Annotated in this window: 16 protein-coding genes, 1 tRNA gene and 1 pseudogene; 13 read left to right on the top strand and 5 right to left on the bottom strand. The window is 43.2% G+C overall.

Annotation, left to right across the window (positions count from 1 at the left end; all coding sequences use genetic code 11):
• Positions 1 to 11 precede the first annotated feature (11 nt).
• Together POW22_RS00550 and POW22_RS00545 are read right to left on the bottom strand one after the other, a co-directional pair.
• The gene (locus tag POW22_RS00550; protein WP_272830422.1) at positions 12 to 1,430 is read right to left on the bottom strand and encodes a TolC family protein; all 1,419 of its coding nucleotides are present in this window, start codon (positions 1,428 to 1,430) and stop codon (positions 12 to 14) included.
• Positions 1,430 to 2,032, bottom strand: coding sequence for a TetR/AcrR family transcriptional regulator (locus POW22_RS00545; protein WP_272830421.1), 603 nt, complete (start codon positions 2,030 to 2,032; stop codon positions 1,430 to 1,432). The genes POW22_RS00550 and POW22_RS00545 overlap by 1 nt, the downstream gene beginning before the upstream one ends.
• A 192-nt stretch (positions 2,033 to 2,224) precedes the next feature.
• On the opposite strand from POW22_RS00545, the gene POW22_RS00540 reads away from it, so the two are divergent.
• The 4 genes from POW22_RS00540 to POW22_RS00525 all read left to right on the top strand — a co-directional run bounded on the left by POW22_RS00540 (position 2,225) and on the right by POW22_RS00525 (position 8,347).
• Positions 2,225 to 3,199, top strand: coding sequence for a polyprenyl synthetase family protein (locus POW22_RS00540; protein WP_272831833.1), 975 nt, complete (start codon positions 2,225 to 2,227; stop codon positions 3,197 to 3,199).
• Positions 3,200 to 3,309: 110 nt separating this feature from the next.
• Positions 3,310 to 6,045: a 2-oxoglutarate dehydrogenase E1 component gene (locus tag POW22_RS00535; protein ID WP_272830419.1), complete on the top strand. Its 2,736-nt coding sequence runs from the start codon at positions 3,310 to 3,312 to the stop codon at positions 6,043 to 6,045.
• Positions 6,046 to 6,071: 26 nt separating this feature from the next.
• The gene (gene odhB, locus POW22_RS00530; protein WP_272830418.1) at positions 6,072 to 7,307 is read left to right on the top strand and encodes a 2-oxoglutarate dehydrogenase complex dihydrolipoyllysine-residue succinyltransferase; all 1,236 of its coding nucleotides are present in this window, start codon (positions 6,072 to 6,074) and stop codon (positions 7,305 to 7,307) included.
• Positions 7,308 to 7,537: 230 nt separating this feature from the next.
• Positions 7,538 to 8,347: a T9SS type A sorting domain-containing protein gene (locus POW22_RS00525; protein ID WP_272830416.1), complete on the top strand. Its 810-nt coding sequence runs from the start codon at positions 7,538 to 7,540 to the stop codon at positions 8,345 to 8,347.
• Between the two features lie 276 nt (positions 8,348 to 8,623).
• Here POW22_RS00525 and POW22_RS00520 read toward each other — a convergent pair whose 3' ends face one another.
• The 3 genes from POW22_RS00520 to POW22_RS00510 are packed head-to-tail and all read right to left on the bottom strand — an operon-like array spanning position 8,624 to position 11,751.
• Positions 8,624 to 9,244: a response regulator gene (locus tag POW22_RS00520; protein ID WP_272830415.1), complete on the bottom strand. Its 621-nt coding sequence runs from the start codon at positions 9,242 to 9,244 to the stop codon at positions 8,624 to 8,626.
• Between the two features lie 15 nt (positions 9,245 to 9,259).
• Positions 9,260 to 11,260 carry a sensor histidine kinase gene (locus POW22_RS00515; protein WP_272830414.1) on the bottom strand — a complete coding sequence of 667 codons (2,001 nt, stop codon included), beginning with the start codon at positions 11,258 to 11,260 and terminating at the stop codon, positions 9,260 to 9,262.
• Between the two features lie 50 nt (positions 11,261 to 11,310).
• Complete coding sequence (locus POW22_RS00510; RefSeq protein WP_272830413.1) at positions 11,311 to 11,751, bottom strand: retropepsin-like aspartic protease family protein; 441 nt, start codon at positions 11,749 to 11,751, stop codon at positions 11,311 to 11,313.
• Positions 11,752 to 11,804: 53 nt separating this feature from the next.
• Between POW22_RS00510 and POW22_RS00505 the strand changes: the two genes are divergently transcribed.
• From POW22_RS00505 to POW22_RS00465, 9 genes and pseudogenes are all read left to right on the top strand, one after another.
• Entirely contained in the window at positions 11,805 to 12,575 is a 771-nt protein-coding gene (locus POW22_RS00505) for a TatD family hydrolase (RefSeq protein ID WP_272830411.1), read from the top strand.
• Between the two features lie 9 nt (positions 12,576 to 12,584).
• Positions 12,585 to 13,619 (top strand): asparaginase, encoded by a 1,035-nt coding sequence (locus tag POW22_RS00500; protein WP_272830410.1) that lies wholly within the window; start codon positions 12,585 to 12,587, stop codon positions 13,617 to 13,619.
• A 108-nt stretch (positions 13,620 to 13,727) separates the two neighbouring features.
• Positions 13,728 to 13,815, top strand: a tRNA-Ser gene (locus POW22_RS00495).
• A 424-nt stretch (positions 13,816 to 14,239) separates the two neighbouring features.
• The gene (locus POW22_RS00490) at positions 14,240 to 14,989 is read left to right on the top strand and encodes a hypothetical protein (protein WP_272830409.1); all 750 of its coding nucleotides are present in this window, start codon (positions 14,240 to 14,242) and stop codon (positions 14,987 to 14,989) included.
• 111 nt (positions 14,990 to 15,100) lie between these two features.
• Positions 15,101 to 15,733, top strand: a complete 633-nt coding sequence (locus POW22_RS00485) for a hypothetical protein (protein WP_272830408.1) — start codon at positions 15,101 to 15,103, stop codon at positions 15,731 to 15,733.
• Between the two features lie 96 nt (positions 15,734 to 15,829).
• A complete protein-coding gene (locus POW22_RS00480; RefSeq protein ID WP_272830407.1) occupies positions 15,830 to 16,267 on the top strand; it encodes a hypothetical protein in 438 nt (145 codons plus the stop codon).
• 131 nt (positions 16,268 to 16,398) lie between these two features.
• A complete protein-coding gene (locus POW22_RS00475) occupies positions 16,399 to 16,941 on the top strand; it encodes a DUF1643 domain-containing protein (RefSeq protein WP_272830405.1) in 543 nt (180 codons plus the stop codon).
• Complete coding sequence (locus tag POW22_RS00470; protein ID WP_272830404.1) at positions 16,934 to 17,386, top strand: phage tail protein; 453 nt, start codon at positions 16,934 to 16,936, stop codon at positions 17,384 to 17,386. Before POW22_RS00475 ends, POW22_RS00470 begins: the two co-directional genes overlap by 8 nt.
• Positions 17,387 to 17,486: 100 nt before the next feature.
• Positions 17,487 to 18,920: pseudogene (locus tag POW22_RS00465) on the top strand (glycoside hydrolase family 47 protein).
• Positions 18,921 to 18,946: the final 26 nt, after the last annotated feature.

The following is an 18,946-nucleotide window of genomic DNA, read 5'->3' as shown; positions in this document are numbered from 1 at the left end:
CTGAGTATATTTTAGTTGTTATTTAGGAGGTTCGAATTGATAATGGTATCAAGCTCTGCTTTGCTGTTGATCACGTTGAGCATGGCGTTGAAATATTGCTGCTGTGCAGTGTAGAGTTGCAGCTGAGCCTGTCTGAGTTCAAAGCTGCTTGAAATTCCTTCGTCAAACTTGGTTTGATTTTTACGCTCGATGCGTTCTGCCAGGTTCAAATTCATTTTGGCATTGTCATAAGACTCCACGCTGAATTTATAGTTGCTTTTGGCGGTATCAAACTGCAGTTGAATGTTCTGTACGGTCTCTTCCAGTTGCGTTTCTGCCTGATCTAGGGCAATACGCGCCTGTTGCGTCTTGGCGCCGCGATTTCCACTAGAAAAGATCGGGATGTTCATATTCACCCCAAAGAGTGATTGTTGGAACCAACGCTGGTCGGAATCAAAGAAGCTGAAGTCATCACTAAAGGCTTGCGTTCCATAATTTATAAAGGCAGTCAACTGCGGTAAGGCACGGCTTTTTTCCAACTTCAATTCCAAAGAGCGCTGCTCGGTGAGGTTGTAAGCAATCTTATAATCTATGTTCTCCTCCATGTTCAGGTTGGTCTCCAAAGCGCCCAACTGAATGTTCTGGTCTGCTAGATCGTCCAAGGTTTCCGTTAAGGTCACTGGGGTATTCACATCGATCCCCAAAGCCACGTTGAACATTTGGCGGGCAATGACCGTATAGCGTTCTGCATTGGCCAATTGCGTGCTGATCTCCAATAAGGTGATCTCCAATTGTTCCACCTCCTCTTGTTCATTCAGTCCGTTCTCAAAGATCTTTTGCGCTTCAAAAAGGTTTGTTTCTAGTTTTTCCTTGTTGCTTCTAAAGATGCTTGCCAGTTCATCCGCCAAAAGGACTGAGCCGTAGGCGTTGATCACGCCGCGACGCACTTCCAATTGCGTCTTTTCTGCTGCATTCTCTGAGAAATCCAAAAAGGCTTTGGCCGCTTGCAGTCCTACCAAATAACTGCCGTCAAAGATCAATTGATTTAAGGTAGCGGTCGCTGTAGCTTGCTGCTGGGTTCCAAAGACCACAGGAATGAATCCTTCTGGGGGAACAGGACTGTCGGTCCTTGTTAAGCCGAAGAATTCCTCTACCGTGCTCACCGTGCTTTCTCGATTGTCAAAAGCTGCCGCTGGAAGTAGAGAGACTGGCTGTTTAATAAAGTTTTGATACTGGATATTCGCGCTGATCTGCGGCAATCCGGTTGCGGTGGTTTCCCATTTCTGCTTGATGGCACGAGCAATATCACGGCGCGCGTTAATGGCGGTGTAATTGCTGTCCAAAGCAAAACTGATCGCTTCCTCAAGGGTAAAGCGATAGTCTTGCTCTTCTTGAGCATTGACCTGTCCGAGGCCAAAGACAACACAGAGTAGGATCAATAATTTTTGCATTATTCGGTGGTGTTTATAAATTGATGAAGTATGTCCATTCCGTTCTCGGTGACGATGGCTCTCAAGTGATATTCCAAATAACTTTCCATAAGGTAGTCTTTGGTGTATTGCGCTGTAGGGAAAATGCCCTCGTCTTTAATACCCGTCATACCGTTGAAGTACATACGGGCAATAAAATCCACATCAATACTCGGTCTAAAGAGTCCCATATCGATTCCTTTTTGCAAACTTTCAGACACGGATTCGTGCATTTTTTTGAACTGCGCCTGATGCAACCTGCTGTAGGTTTGTGGATAGTATTTTTTAAGCTGATACTGCGGGGATGCTTTTTCGTTCTTCAGGTGATGCATAACGTACATTTTAATGTCGTAAAGCTCTTTGATAGGGTTGGCCGATTGCTCACAAATCGTATCGATCCCATCACAAATACTGTCGAACAGAAAAAAGGAAACTGCGTCTACGAGTTCTGACTTGTTGGAGAAATGAACGTAGATGGTCTTCTTTGAAATGCCCATCGCATTGGCAATATCGTCCATAGTCACACTCTTGAACCCAAGGTTCAAAAAGAGCTCTGCAGCTTTATTTACTATAGATTCTTTCACTGTTTTTTAAACGAAACTGATTTTAATTTCGGGGACAAAAATACAATGGAAACTTTAAAAACATTTTAAGTTTCCAAAGTTTTAAACATTTATTAACACTTTGGTAGGCTCTGTTTTACCGTTCGTCGGTTGGAATCACAAATTTTTGAAAAGAGGGTGCAGTGGGTGGGAGTTTTGAAGTATTTTAGCCGCATGATTGCTTTGGATCACTACCGCCAAGCCTTTATGGAGCACCTAGAGGCTGTGGCTCAAGACAGACAACCCGACAACCTTTACGACCCCGTTCGGTACATACTAACCCTTGGTGGAAAACGCTTAAGACCGCTGCTCACTTTGGTGAGCTGTGATTTCTTTGGTACTCCTTTTAAAGAGGCCATGGATGCCGCTGTGGCTGTTGAGGTTTTCCACAACTTCTCTTTAGTTCATGACGATATTATGGACCAAGCGCCCTTGCGCAGAGGGAAAGCGACTGTGCATACCAAATGGGACCTCAATACAGGAATTCTCTCTGGAGACGCCATGCTGATTTTGGCATACCGTTATTTTGAGAATTATCCGCCGGAGGTATTCCAAAAGCTGGCCAAGCTGTTCAGTCAAACCGCCTTGGAGGTTTGTGAAGGCCAACAATACGATATTGACTTTGAGACCCGTCAAGATGTACAATTACAGGAGTACATCACCATGATTGAGTACAAAACGGCCGTGCTATTAGGAGCTGCTATGAAAATGGGAGCTCAGGTAGCCAGAGCTTCGGACTCCTGTTGTGAAGCCATTTATGAGTTTGGAAAGAATTTGGGTATTGCCTTTCAATTACAAGACGACTATTTAGATGCTTTTGGCGATCCGGAGACCTTTGGCAAGCAAGTTGGAGGCGATATTTTGACCAATAAAAAGACCTTCTTGTACATTCAAGCGTTAGCCAACAGTAATGAACAGCAAGCTGAGCAACTCTTAGCCCATTATGCAATTACGGATATGGAAGATGCTCAAAAAGTAACCGAGGTCAAAGCGCTTTTTGAAGCTACCGGAGCCGTGTCAGCAATCAAACAAGAGATTGCTAGATATACCGAAATGGCCAACAATGAGCTCGACAGAATTCAATTGGCCGATGAAAAAAAAGAGGCGCTCAGACAGTTTGGTGCCCTATTAATGAAACGCAGTGTCTAAGTTGATCCCTAAACCACTCACTAAAACCCAAGCAGAAGATACCTTTGTATTTACGGATTTGTTGTACTTTTGTACTTCTGTAGAAGCAATTCTGATGTAGTCTCCAAACTATGGACAAATACTCTTTTCTAAACGCAGTCCACACCTCTTATCTGGCATCGCTTTACGATCAGTATTTACAATTTCCTGACAGTGTTGAACCCAGTTGGCGCGCTTTTTTCCAAGGATTTGATTTTGGAATGGAAAGCGGATCACTGGAAGCACTAGGAATTGAAGCTGTTCCGGGCGAATTGATCAAAGAGTTTCGTGTGGTCAATCTCATTGACGGTTACCGCGGGCGCGGTCATTTGTTCACCCGAACCAATCCGGTACGCGAGCGCCGTAAATACAGCCCGTCTTTAGAGCTGTCTAACTTTGACCTTTCTAAAGAGGATCTGGATACGGAGTTTGAAGCCGGATCAATCTTAGGTCTCGGTAAAACCACCTTGAGACAGATCATTGCGCATTTGGAGGCGATCTATTGTGACTCCATTGGAGTGGAGTATATGTATATCCGCAAGCCTGAGGAGGTAAAGTGGATCCAGAACTGGCTCAACAACAACGATAATCACCCAAAATATTCTGCAGATGAGAAAAAGCATCTGCTTAAAAAATTAAACGAAGCCATCTCCTTTGAATCCTTTTTGCATTCCAAGTATGTTGGGCAAAAACGATTCTCCGTAGAAGGAGTTGACGCTTTGATCCCCGGGCTTGACACATTGATCGAGCGCGGAGCTGATATGGGCATTGAGCAGTTTGTGGTTGGGATGGCCCACCGCGGACGCTTGAATGTATTGGCCAATATCTTCGGAAAATCTCCAGAAGACATCTTCAGTGAATTCGACAGTAAAGAATACGATGAAGAAGAGCTCTTTGACGGAGATGTAAAATATCACATGGGATGGACGAGTTTCCGTTCCACAGATCAAGGCAAACAGATCCGCATGGATTTGGCGCCTAACCCTTCGCACTTAGAAACAGTTAATGCTGTGGTGGAAGGTATTGCTCGTGCTAAATTGGACAACCAATTGGACGGCAATGAAAAAGCCATCCTGCCTATCTTGATCCACGGTGATGCGGCAATTGCTGGGCAAGGAGTGGTGTATGAGGTGATTCAAATGGCGCAATTGGACGGTTACCGTACTGGTGGTACCATTCATATTGTAGCTAACAACCAGGTTGGTTTTACCACCAACTATTTGGACGCGCGTTCCTCTACCTATTGTACTGATATTGGTAAGGTGACCCTATCTCCAGTACTTCACGTAAATGCAGACGATGTTGAAGCTGTTGCCCACGCCTTTACTTTTGCCTTAGAGTACCGCATGAAGTTTGGTCGAGACGTCTTTTTAGATGTCTTAGGTTACCGCAAGTACGGACACAATGAAGGGGATGAGCCGCGTTTCACTCAGCCTAAACTTTACAAAGCGATCTCTAAACATCAGAACCCTCGTGACATCTATGCCGAGCGTTTGATTGGAGAAGGCATTATTGATAAAGACTACGTAAAAAAATTAGAGAGTGATTACAAAAGCGAGCTTGAAGAAGATCTTGAAGCTTCCCGCAAGCGCGAGAAAACAGTGATCACGGAGATCCTTGCCGATGATTGGGAGGATTATATCTTAGGTGATATTGACGATATCAAAAGACCCGTCAATACCAGCTTTAATCGAGAGATCTTGGATAGCCTAGCTAAAGGGATTTCTCAACTGCCCGAGGCCAAGAAGTTTATGCGTAAGATCCAACGTATTGTTGAGGATCGCAGGAAACGGTACTTTGAAGGAGACAATCTGGACTGGGCCATGGGAGAACTATTGGCTTACGCGACTTTGATGCATGAAGGTTTCAATGTTCGAATTACCGGGCAAGATGTAGAACGCGGAACATTCTCACACCGTCACGCGGTCATCAAGACCGAGGACGATGCGGAAGAGATCAACCTACACAACGATTTAGATACCGAGGGGAAAATGCATATTTTCAACTCGCTCTTGTCTGAGTATGGCGTGGTTGGGTTTGACTATGGATACGCTATGGCGGCGCCACGCACCCTCACTATTTGGGAAGCGCAGTTTGGGGATTTCTCCAACGGAGCGCAGATCATGCTGGACCAATACATCTCCGCAGCTGAGGCTAAATGGAAGACGCAAAACGGTTTGGTGATGTTGCTTCCACACGGTTATGAAGGACAAGGTTCTGAGCACAGTAGTGCGCGTATGGAGCGTTACCTACAATTGTGTTCTAGACAGAATATGATCGTTGCAGATGTTACTACTCCAGCGAACTTATTCCACCTGCTTAGACGCCAAATGAAGTGGAATTTTAGAAAGCCACTTATAGTCTTTACTCCGAAGAGTTTGTTGCGTAACCCTAAGGTAGTTTCAACCAAGGAGGAACTGGCCACAGGTGCGTTCCAAACGGTTATTGACGATCCGCAGGCTGACAAAAAGAAAATCAAGTCCTTGGTATTCTGTACTGGAAAGTTCTATTACGATCTGGAGGAATACCGCGAGGCACAAGGAAGAGAGGACGTAGCTCTAGTTCGATTAGAGCAGTTGTTCCCACTTCCAATAGAAGAACTTAAAGAGATCATTGACAGTTATCCTAACGTGACCGATTATGTCTGGGCCCAAGAAGAGCCTCGCAATATGGGAGCTTGGGGATTCATGTTGATGAATTTTGATCTGGTAAAACTACGTGTTGCTTCGCGTCACGTTTACAGTGCGCCTGCAGCAGGAAGCAGTACCCGATCTAAAGCAAGACACAAACGCGTTATCGAATCGGTTTTCGAAACGCCAGAATCATAAATTACTAACACGAAAGAAAACGACCCATGTTAGAAATGAAAGTACCCTCACCGGGGGAATCCATCACAGAAGTAGAAATAGCTCAATGGTTGGTTGAAACCGGAGATTGGGTAGAAAAAGATCAGGCCATTGCAGAAGTAGACAGTGATAAGGCTACTTTAGAACTGCCTGCAGAAGCCAGTGGTATCATTACCCTGCAAGCAGAAGAAGGAGACGCTGTTGAGGTTGGGCAAGTTGTTTGTCTAATCGATACTGACGCTGAAAAGCCAGAAGGTTCTGGCGATGATTCGTCATCCACAGAGGAACAAAAAGAAGAATCTTCTAAAGAAGAAGCTCCTAAAAAAGAGGAGAAGAAGAGTGCATCAGAAAGCGAAAGTAAAACCTACGCTACTGGAACGCCATCGCCTGCAGCTAAGAAGATCTTAGATGAAAAAGGCATTGACACAGGCTCCGTTAATGGAACTGGTCGTGACGGGAGAATCACCAAAGACGATGCGGTTAAAGCCACTCCGTCTATGGGAACTCCAGGTCAAGGATCTCGCGGCAGTGAGCGTAAAAAACTATCCATGCTCCGCAGAAAAGTTGCTGAGCGTTTAGTATCTGCGAAAAATGAGACGGCCATGTTGACCACCTTTAATGAGGTTGATATGTCGCCGATCTTCGCGCTTCGTAAAGAATACAAAGAGACTTTCAAGGCTAAGCACGGAGTGAGTCTAGGGTTTATGTCGTTTTTCACCCTGGCTGTTGTTCGCGCCTTGGAATTGTATCCGGATGTCAACTCTATGATTGACGGAGATTACAAGATCACTTATGATTTTAAAGATATTTCCATTGCCGTTTCTGGGCCTAAGGGTCTTATGGTTCCGGTGATTAGAAATGCCGAGAATCTGACCTTTAGAGGAGTAGAGGCTGAGGTAAAACGTTTGGCGATCCGCGCCAGAGACGGGGAGATCACTGTAGACGAAATGACTGGAGGTACCTTTACCATTTCTAATGGAGGGGTGTTTGGAAGTATGCTATCCACACCGATCATCAACCCACCGCAAAGTGGAATTCTCGGGATGCACAACATTGTAGAGCGCCCAGTGGCCATAGACGGTAAAGTAGAGATAAGACCTATCATGTATGTGGCGCTATCTTATGACCACAGAATCATTGATGGAAGAGAGTCTGTTGGATTCCTTGTAGCTGTAAAAGAGGCTCTTGAAAATCCTACAGAACTTCTTATGAATGGTGATGTAAAGAAAGCATTAGAGCTTTAATCACCAAATCCATAATATTTGAAAGGCCCTGTATGGGCCTTTTTTTATGCGCAAGAGTTTAAAAAACTATACAAGGCCACAACAGAAGGTGAATGCCGCAATTCCTTATTTGCTGATAATCAATGAAATGAGTTTTTGTTAATGCGCAAATGTTCTTGTACAGGTTGTATGTATTAATATCTGATAGAACTCAACAACAGAGTTGTATCTTCCTTAAAGAACTAAATACCATGAGAATACATACCCTTTTTTGTTTTTTGCTTCTGAGCGCTACAACTTTAGCACAGATCAACCCAATAGACTTTGAACCGACTACTGGCGTTGGAGGAGATTGGACTTGGACCGTCTTTGAGAACGATGATAATCCACCTTTAGAATTTATAACTAATCCGTTTCCTGAGGGTATAAATACCTCTCAAACCGTGGCAAAATTTACGGCGAGAACTACCGGAGCTCCTTTTGCAGGTTGTGAAACCATGCATGGAGCAGACATTGGCACCTTTGATCTGAGTCCAGACAATGCTTTTGTTTCCATTATGGTGTATAAAACGGTGAGTAGTGATGTAGGTGTGAAGTTTGCAACTCCTGCAGGAGCATCAACAGGAGAGATCAAAATTGCCAACACCTTAGTGAATCAATGGCAGCGTTTGGTCTTTGATTTTACCGCCATTATTGATGAGCCTTCATCTTCTGGGATTGATCAATTGATCATTTTTCCGGACTTTCAAACCCGCAGCACTGAAAACGTGATCTACTTTGATAATATCGTTTTTGGGGATAGCAGTCTCTCAACAGCCGATAATGCCCTTACCATACCTGTAACGGTGAGTCCTAATCCCACTGCAGACCTCACACTAATTGACGCAGGTATTTTTATGGAAGAATTAGAGCTGTTTGATCTGCTGGGTCAGTCACTTTTAAAGGTTTCACCACAGGATATGCAGTATCAACTCGATATGAGTTCATTGAGTTCTGGCGTTTATATAGCCCGATTGAAAGGCGCTAGCGGAACCAGTAGTATTCGAATTGTAAAGCAATAAGAAAACCCTCCAATTGGAGGGTTTTTAAATTTAATGAAGCTGATCTTAGTTGATTAGCGTGAGCACGTTAAGGAATAGGACTATTGAACTAATGGCTAGAATGACTACCATTAGGGTTTTGTATTTTTTGTACGAGAGCGATTGTGCCATTTTTCTTTTTTGAGGTTTCAATTCTTTTTCATTTGCTATACAAAGTTGAAGAATTTCAAAACTCCTTCCATACGTATAAATACGTATTTTGCCCCGCATAGAGGAATTCAAGGGTTTCTCCCCTTTTTAATCCAGAAAGGTTTGGTGCTTTTTTGCCCAAAGTAAAAGACTGTTGGTCTTGGGCTCCAAATTGAGCTTGGCAATGATGTTAGAACGGTGCTTTTCAACAGTCCGCGGGGAAATGTATAAATGATGTGCGATCTCCTTATTGGTCATGTCGCGAGCAATTAATCTAAGAATCTTCACCTCAGAAGGAGTCAGGTCTTCTAAAAGTCTACAATCTTGTTCCTGTTCCAAAAGACGAGTAATGGCCGGACTGAAGTAAGATTGTCCCTCAGCAATATAGCTCAAGCATATCTCAATCTCTTCCAAAGCCAATTCCTTTAGGATATATCCAAAGATGTTTAGGTTCTTCGCGTCACGGAACAGTTCAGGCTCTTTGTGTAGTGTAATAATGACCACTTTGGTTTTTGAACCTGCTTTTTCACAAGCCTTAGCAATTTCCAAACCGGTCATCCCAGGCATTTCTATGTCTAAGATGGCTACATCAGGTTCGGAATTCATGATCATTTTGTGCGCCATGTTTCCATCCCCAGAACTGCCCACAATATTGTATTCGCGTTCTTTTAAAAAGTCGTTGAGCCCCTTTAAAATAAGCGGATGATCATCAGCAATAAATATTCTCAAGCATTTTGCCATAGCCTAAACGGGTAAAGTAAATTGCAACTCCGTCCCTGATTCTGTTTTACTGTTAATTCTCAAGACTCCTTTTAAGGAGCGTACGCGTTCTTTTAAGGTTTTAAGTCCCATACATTTCAGATCACGGAATTTTTCAGGCACATTAAATCCTTTTCCGTTGTCTTGAATGCTGATCTTGACTTGATCGTCATCCTTTTTGATCATGATCTTTGTGGCCTCAGCTTCGGAGTGCTTCAATACATTATTAAAGCTCTCTTGAATGATTCTGTAAATGTTTAGGGAGTCTTCTTTATTAAAGAATTGATCAATATTATCAATTTCTGCCGAGATAAACAGCGTACTGTTACGATCAATTTGAACAACCATATTCTCAATCGCCTTGGTTAGTCCCAATTCTTGCAGTTGAAAGGGGTGCAGGGCCTGCGATATAGCACGGACCTCATCTATGGCTTCGCCCACCATTTTTTTGTTCTTGTCATCCCCAGCCATGGTTAGGCTGTTTTTAATCAACAAGAGGTTTTGACCCAAACCATCATGCAGTTCCTTGGAGATTCTTTTGCGTTCTTGTTCTTGAGAAAGCAATAATTTCTGTGAGAATTTGTGCTGCAGATCTTGTTTGTCCTTTAATCCGCGTTGCATGAAGACCAAATAGACAATTCCGCAGATCAACACCCCGGCGATTCCCGTAAAGACCAACCAACGCTTAAAGGCCAGATTGTCTTTTTCAAGCAGTTCAATGTTTGCGGTCTGAGTTTGTATTTCCCTTTCTTTTTTCTCTGACTCGTAAAGGTTCTGGTAATAGAGCATCAGATTGGTTTTCTGACTGTCAAAAAGCGAGTCTTTTTTTCGGTGGTAGCGTTTGTGGTAATCCAAACTGACGGGAATATTACCCATAGCCTCATGGATTTCAAAAAGATCCTGTAAGGCATTAATGATCTGTTCTTGATTGCCTAAAGCCTTCGCATCCTCAAGACGCATTTCGGCAAATTTTAATGCTTCCCCTAACTGACCTTTGAATTTGAGAATGGTGGTTTTGGTCGAGTGATAATGAGATTCCGTGATCAGATCAGTGGGGTTTTTCTTCCGCAGATCTTCCAAAAGGCCAAGGTGGAATTCGGCTTTTTCCAAATTTCCACGCTCTGCATACTGCGTGGCTAACAAACCGTGTATAGCAAAATAGCTGCTGATCTTATTTTGCGAGCTGTCCAGATATTTTACGGCCTGGAGTAGCTCTGTTTGCGCCGATGCAAAATCTCCAATTTTCCGGTCATCTACCGCTTGATTGTAGTGTTCATTACTGAGGTTGGAGTAGAGCCCAAGTTCTTTGATCTGCGCAATGAGTTCGGCGCGTTCCAATTGCGCGGTCTCTAAAAACCCGTTCATACTAAACATGGTAATATTCCCTTGCTTAGCAAATAACATGTATTGATAGTCTCCTAAATTCTCAAAGTATCTAGAAGCAATGTCATAATCTGCAGAGGCATTTACAAAATCGCCAAGATTGGTATTGGCTTGTCCGCGGAACAAGTAAGCGTCTGCAACGTAGATAGAATCCTTAGGTCCGAAGTTTTCAATGGCCATAGTGTAGTCTTCTACCGCTTTCTTTTGGTCCACTCTAAAATAACTCCCTCCGCGTTTTAGATACAATCCGCCTTTTAAAAAGGTATTTTCAATTTGGTCGTGATACTTGAGCACACGATCAATGACGGCAATTCCTTCTTCTGGCCTATTGGAGGAATTAAGCGGATAGGACAGATTCATAGCCTTTTTTGCCATGGCCTCGTAGTCTTTTTCCTGCTCGGCGAGGTCAATAAAGACAAAACTGTGTTTTATAAATACATCGGGATCTTTTCTAAAGCTTAGAGCGAGCACGGAATCCAAGGCCTGCATTTTGGCTTGTGACGTTTGGGCAACCGCATATTGCTGCAAATAAGGTTCCCAAGCTTTTTGCGCTGTGGAAAGCATTACAGTAAACAGGGCTATGGCCGTGCAATAGAGCTTCATTAAAAAGAGGGAATTAGATGGTTATCAAGCAGTTCAAAGTAAACAAATTTTTACAATTTGAAGTACATACAATTTCTGCCGTAATCAATTACAGCTCGTGCTTGTTTAAGAACGTCGGCCCCTAATATTCCTGTTACTGGGTCTTCTTCAGCCTGTGCTAAGCCAGCATTCACGTGAGATAGGTCCATAATAATAAAGGCTAGATTGCGTTTTTCCCAAACTCCCAACCTTAAACAGTTTTGCTCGCTGATCTGTGTTTCTAAACCAGAGGCTCCTGCTCCTGTAGCTAAAATCTCACTGGCTTGGGTGGTCAATTGCAGCTCATCTGCTGCACTTAGGTTGATGCAAGAAGTAGAAGCTCCCGTATCTACTATAAGCCAGCACTTTTTGCCGTTAATTCGCGCCTCAACCTTATAATGAAGAGTGCGGGTTTTTTTGAGAGAAATACGCGTAAAATTATCTTCTTCTAAGAAGCTTCTAAGACTGCTCAAATCTGAAATTTTGAGCTAAGATAGCTCAATAAAAAGGACTAGCTTTGCAAGCGATGCAATTTATAGACACTCATACCCACCTTTATGTAGAGCACTTTGATGAGGATCGTGCCACTGCTGTACAGCGTGCAACTGATGCCGGAATCACAGATTTCTACATCCCTGCAATCGATAGTGAATACACGCAACGCATGTATGAATTGGAAGCTGAGTTTCCTGGAAAAATGCACTTAATGATGGGTTTGCATCCGACCTCAGTTAAGGAAAATTTCAAGGAGGAGCTCCAACACGTTTATGAGCAATTTGAAAAACGTCAATTTGCTGCAGTAGGGGAGATTGGGATAGATCTTTATTGGGATACCTCTACTTTGGATATTCAAATTGAGGCTTTTAAAGCTCAGATTCAATTTGCCAAGAAATTGGATTTGCCCATAGTGATTCACTGCAGAGAATCCTTTGATGAGATCTTCGCTGTTTTGGAAGAAGAAAAACACGATCGTTTACGCGGGATCTTCCACTGTTTTACAGGGACCTTGGAACAAGCACATCGCGCCATTGATTTTGGGATGTTGCTGGGCATAGGAGGCGTAGCTACCTTTAAGAATGGTAAGATTGACAAGTTCTTGGCGGAGATTCCCTTGGAACATCTGGTATTGGAGACCGATTCGCCTTATTTAGCGCCAGTACCGCACAGAGGGAAGCGCAACGAAAGCTCTTATTTGCGCCTGGTGAGCGCTAAGCTGGCTGATATCTACGGAGTTACCGAGTTAGAGATTGCCAACCAAACCACAGCCAATGCCAAAAGGCTCTTTGAGAATTCGTAAGTTTATCCTGTGAGTGCAATGCCAAAAATATTATTGATCTATACCGGAGGAACCATCGGGATGATGCGGGACTTTGAATCTGGAGCGCTTTCAAACTTTGATTTTGACGCGCTTTTGGATCATATTCCCGAACTGCAACTGTTGTCTTGTGAGATAGAAACGGTAAGCACGGACGAGCCTATTGACAGTTCCAATATGGGACCGGAGCATTGGTTGAATTTAGCACAGATCATTGCTGGTCACTACAATAATTATGACGGCTTTGTGGTGTTGCACGGTAGTGATACCATGGCCTATACCGGTTCGGCTTTGAGCTTTATGCTTCAAGGTTTGAAAAAACCGATCATTTTGACCGGATCTCAATTGCCGGTAGGAGACCTGCGCACAGACGCCAAAGAGAATTTGATCACTTCTATTGAAATTGCCTCTGCTCAAAAGGACGGTCGTCCAAGGGTGAGTGAAGTTGGTCTTTATTTTGAATACAAGCTCTTACGCGCCAACAGATCTACCAAGATCAATGCGGAACACTTTGAGGCCTTTGCGTCATTGAACTACCCTTATTTGGTGGAAAGCGGAGTGCATTTGGAATTTAACGATACGGCTTTATTACCCTATGATAAAAACGCTGAGCTTCAAGTATGCACTGCTATTGAGCATAACATTGCTTTGATCAAACTCTTCCCGGGTTTAACTGCGGAGGTTTTTGAGTCGATGACCTCCACCCCTGGTTTGCAAGGAGTTATTTTGGAAACCTTTGGTGCGGGCAATGCCACCACAGCTCATTGGCTATTAGACAGAATCAAGGCTTTGATCGCCCAAGGCATACCTGTGGTTAATGTGACCCAGTGTTCTGGTGGGAGTGTGGCCATGGGACAATACGCAACTTCGGTCGGCTTGAAGCAGGCTGGTGTGATCTCTGGCGGAGACATCACTACCGAGGCCGCCCTAGCTAAGCTGATGTACCTTTTAGGAGCCTGCGTACCGCGAGAAGAACTCAAATCCAGATTTGAGAGCCCAATCTGTGGGGAAATGGACGAATTCTAGGCCTTAAAATAATTCGTAGAACCACAGAATTTTAATATTTTTGCCGTCCGACTCAAGCATTTGGGTCGACATCAACCATGAAGTAGATCGTAGATCACTTCACGGAATAGAGAGGTGGCCGAGTGGTCGAAGGCGCACGCCTGGAAAGTGTGTATACGCCAAAAGCGTATCGAGGGTTCGAATCCCTTCCTCTCTGCAATAAAATCGAGAAGCCAAAATGTCCAAGTTTACTTGAGCATTTTGGCTTCAATGATTTTATAAAATCGCGCAGCGATTTGATTATTGCACCAGATTCCTCTCTGGGATGATTTGCGCAGCAAATCAATCCTCTGTCTGAGTTTACTCAAGCATTTTGGGTTTTGACTTTTATAAAATTGCGAAGCAATTTGAGGAGTTTTTGCACCAGATTCCTCTCTGGGATGATTTGCGCAGCAAATCAATCCTCTGTCCAAGTTTACTTGAGCATTTTGGCTTCAATGATTTTATAAAATCGCGCAGCGATTTGATTATTGCAAGACTCCCTTTTAGGGATGATTTGCGAAGTAAATCAATCCTATCCCCAAGCTCGTTTTTTAATTATTAACTTAGATCGATTTAACTAGAAAAAAGGAGTTCTTCAAATGAACATAGTTGATTTTTGGAAAAACATTAATTACAACGAGAAACCATTCATACACCCAGAGGACAACTCAATTATTAAAAGTCAGTCCTATGCGTTTAAGGGATTACATGACTTGCTAAATGATCAGTTTTGGACAGATGAAGGTGTTTTCCATACAGATCTCTTCCCAATTCCATACGCTGGTAAGTTAGACACGGCTAAAATTTTCATTCTATTATTAAATCCTGGTTTCACATTGTCTGAGTATAATTCAGAGGAATCTAGTTCGGAGTTTAGAAAAGCATTAAGGGATAACCTCTCGCAACAGCATTTAGATCCGGACTTTCCATTCATGTTCTTGAATCCTGAATTATTATGGCATTCAGGAGGTCAATACTGGTTATCTAAATTGAAAGACCTCATACTATTCATAAAAAATAGTAGGCAAATCTCTTATGTAGAAGCTATTAGTAGTGTTTCAAAGAGCGTGGCGATTTTAGAGTTAATACCTTATCATTCCACGAAATTTACGCGTGTGGGAAGTTTAAGCAAAATAGCTTCTGCTCAAAAAATGAAGACCTATGTTCATTCGGTTTTGACCGATCGATTGAACAGGAATGAAATATGTATAATTTGTACACGAAAATCAAAGTTTTGGGAATTACCGGAACATGAGAACGCTATTATTTACCAAGGATCTGAGTGTCGATCGGCTTCTTTATCAATGAATTCAAGGGCATTTTCGACCATGACTAGATTTGTTCATTGAGAGTAATGATATCCTTCACGAAGCAAATCAACCCCAATCCCATTTCCCACATTTTCCCTAAATTGGAATGCTCCCCGCATTTTAATACTTATGATAGCTTTTCTAAAAAAGTTGAGACTTACTCTACTCTTAATTTTAACTACATCCGCCGGACTGTTTGCACAAACAGAAGTCTATGTCAACGAATGGAGGGAGACCATTACTAAAGAAGAATTTGACAAAGAAGAAACTGAATCTTATTTCTATCTGGATTATGATTCGGAAGAACTAATTGTTCATGTAAAGGCTAAAAGAGTTCTTAAGGATCGATTGGACAGCAGGACCCATCAACTGCTGCGAAAGAGTTTGTATGAGCGATCTGGAAAGGAGCTGGATAGAAAAACGTATTTGGTCATTGTGTATTCTCCTGGGATGGACAAGTGTTTAAGGACAGGAAACAGATCATCCATAAGGGCTAGTCACAGGAGGCTTAATGCAGAAATTGAGAATTTAGAAGCTACCGATATCTTTTATGTTTACAACAAGCCCGAAGCCAATAATACCTACGGTAAAAATATTAACTGGATTCAAGATGATCCAAAAACCATTCAAGAGCTCTTCTTCCCCATTCACTTTCCTTGTGGGAGTTTTGTGCTCATTGATAAAAAAGGCAATTACTACGCCTTTCGAGGAGAGTATGCGGTTGACCAAATAATAGAAGGTTTGCAAGATCCTGAAATTACCTTTTCAGGAGGTTCAGACTAATTTCCCTAAATTGAAATGCTCCCCGCAATTACTTTACTAATGAATTCAAAATTGAAATTCCTAAGAGTTCTTTGCTCTTATCTTATGTTAGGGCTAATGGTTGTTTCCTGCACCTTCACTCAAGAAGCAGTCACCCCCAAATACGATATCCGTTATACGCTCGTTGAGCGCGCCTATGTGGAGGATAATGACACTACCTATGTGACTGAAATGCAGTTTGAGCCCATTGCCTCAGCTACAGATATTCAATCTGCTTTCTTCAATAATTTTGGCGAGTGGGATGCGCGTTATGAAGGCAAGTACAATCCGCTTATTAATCAAGTTATTTGGGAACGCTGTAAGTTATTGGGTACACATGAAGAGTTCTATATCATTACAGACGGAGAAGAATCTGCGACCGAATATTTTAGTGCGGTTATGGTGTTTGATCAAAACGGGAATGATCTGCTTAAAGAGGGTAGTCCGCTACGTGGAGCACTTACAGAACGATTGATCGTACTCATGTTAAACAAAGGCCCACACAGAAACCTCTAACCAACCCCGCGCGAGGGATAGAGCGCTCTGTTTGAGCTCCTGCCGTCCAGGCAGAGCGAGTAGCGAAAGCCCGACCCGAACATAAAGGTGAGGGGCGCGCCCATAAAATAAATTCTCTTAGTTTTACTGTGATGGAAACCCTGCCGATCTATTCGCACAATGCAACCAATACGGCTCGCTACTTGCTGGGCGAGGAGTCGGAAACTATGATCGCTATTCTAGGGATTAACCCGTCAACAGCTTGTTCTGAACATTTGGATCGCACCATGCTTTCGGTAAAGCGCATAGCCAATTACAACGGCTATGACGGTTTCTTAATGCTCAATGTCTATCCGCAGCGCGCCACTGACCCGGCGCGCATTCACAAGCGCATCAACAATCAACTCCACAAAGAAAATCTGGCGCAGATAGCATCTGCGATTCAGCGGTACAATTTTGACACCCTGTGGTTAGCTTATGGTGATCTGATAGGCCACAGAAAATACTTTATACCTTGTCTGGTAGATATTTTTGAGTTGCTCAAGCCGAATGATCTCAATTACAGAATAGCAGGTAAATTAACTGCAAAGGGAAACCCAAGGCATCCGCTGTATCAAGCGGCCAAAAGTAAGCTACAGGATTTTGATATTAAAATGTATCTTGAAGAGCATTTAAATCTGACCAAATATGCCTGAATCCAATGAAACGCCTGTAGGTAATTACTTTTCTGTCAGGATTTCTGGCGATGCTGCCAATGAGCAGAATTTATTTAAAGAAATTAGTGGCTTGTATAGTGAGTTGAGTTTTGAGGAGATTTCTGAAGCAGGTGAGAATGGACTTGTTCGTCGGGTGCCAACAAATGTGAAATACTCCAACCTGGTTGTAAAACGAGGCCTTATAAAAGCCGATGGTAGTCTTGCAAAGTGGTGTTTAAATACGATGCAACTGGGGCTCGACGGGCCAACTGAACCCAAACCGCTTACTGTAAATCTTCTGGATGAGGGAGGGAAGCCTCTTATAACATGGCAATTCATTGATGCCTGGCCTGTAAAATGGAGTACGGGTCAAATGAATGCCAATGATAAAGAGATTTTTGTGGAGCGTATTGAATTTTTCTACACCTACTTTGAAATAAAATGAGCCACATAATTTATGCTTAGAAGAGTCAGGCTTGTGTTGTTCTTGTTACTGCGTTAAACGAGAGCCCAAGATCCCATTGGAAACCTGTACCTTTAATTCCATGAAAAAGAACCGCTTTTTGCGAGCAGGCTTTTTGCTGCTCGTAATCCTACTGCTGGCTGCGGCCTGTAAGGAATCTAAAGAAACTTCAGAAGTTAGTCCGGAACCAGAAATCAGCTTTGCCGATGAGGTCAAAGCAGAAATGCAGCGCAGTTGGTCTGCGTACAAAGAGTACGCCTGGGGTTATGACGTGCTTTTGCCGCTTTCTAAAAAAGGATTCAATTGGTATGAGGAGTCTTTAGGCATTTCACCTATAGACGCTTACAGTACTTTGGCGCTGATGGGCTTGGAGGCGGAAACCCAAGAGATAGAGGCCTATGCCTTGGCCATGGACTGGGACAAAGATGTCTATGTGCAGATCTTTGAGGTCAATATTAGAATTCTGGGAGGTTTGTTAGCCATTTATGATCACACGCAAAATCCAGAGGTTTTGGCCAAAGCCATTGATTTTGGCGACCGTATGTTACCTGCTTTTGATTCGCCAACGGGGATGCCGTATCATTCGGTGAATTTAAAGACAGGCGCTGTTGCCGGGAATCAAGGTGAAGGTAAAGGAAACGTGATCAACGTGGCGCAAGCCGCAACCTATTTGATTGAGTTTGGAATTCTGAGCTAATACGCCAAAGACCCTAAATATTATCAGGCGGCCAAGAGAGCTTCAAAGGCCATTTTTGACAGACGCTCTGAAATTGGTTTGCCCGGTGATTATATCAACGTGGAAACCGGGGAGTGGACCAACACTTGGAGTTATCTGCAAGCAGGCGTGGATTCTTATTATGAGTACCTCATGAAAAGCACGGTGCTGTTTCCGGATCCGGAGGTAAAAGCCATGTGGGAGGCCAGCCGAGAAGCGATCAACTCGCATTATGCAGAGGAGTTTGACGGCAAGCTTTTTTACCGTTGTGTGGACATGAATACTGGAGCTGTGGTGAAGCGTTCCATGTCATTGTACGATGCTTTCTATCCTGCGGTTCAAGCTTTGGATGGCGATCTCGAAAATGCCGAGCGGAACATGGAAACCTGGAATTGGTTGTGGAATAAATACCAACTTTTGCCTACGCGTTATTTGTATGAAGAGGATAAGGTGGAGTATTCCAATTCTGAGTTGAATCCGGAGATTGTGGAGTCTGCGTATTATCTGCATCAGATCACCAGAGACCCCAAATATTTGGAGTGGATCAAAACCTATTGGAAAGATATAAATGCTTGTTGTAGAAACGAGGTAGCTTTCAATGCTGTGGAAGATGTCCGCACCAAGGAGCCCAAAGATTATTTGGCGACCTATTTCTACGCCGAGACCTTAAAGTATTTCTATTTGGCTGGGGTGGATCAAGACGGCTTTGATTTTAATGCCTATTTGTTCAATACGGAGGCACACCCTTTTAAGCGTTCGCATTTTGATCCGGCTTTGGTGGCGACCTATTTAGGTTACTAAGGATTGTTAAAGTTCTAAGCGGACTT

This window comes from Gilvibacter sediminis, from assembly GCF_028561565.1.
Classification (GTDB): Bacteria; Bacteroidota; Bacteroidia; order Flavobacteriales; family Flavobacteriaceae; genus Gilvibacter; species Gilvibacter sediminis.
Note: the sequence above shows the minus strand (reverse complement) of the source record. Positions and strands in the feature narration are given on the sequence as shown.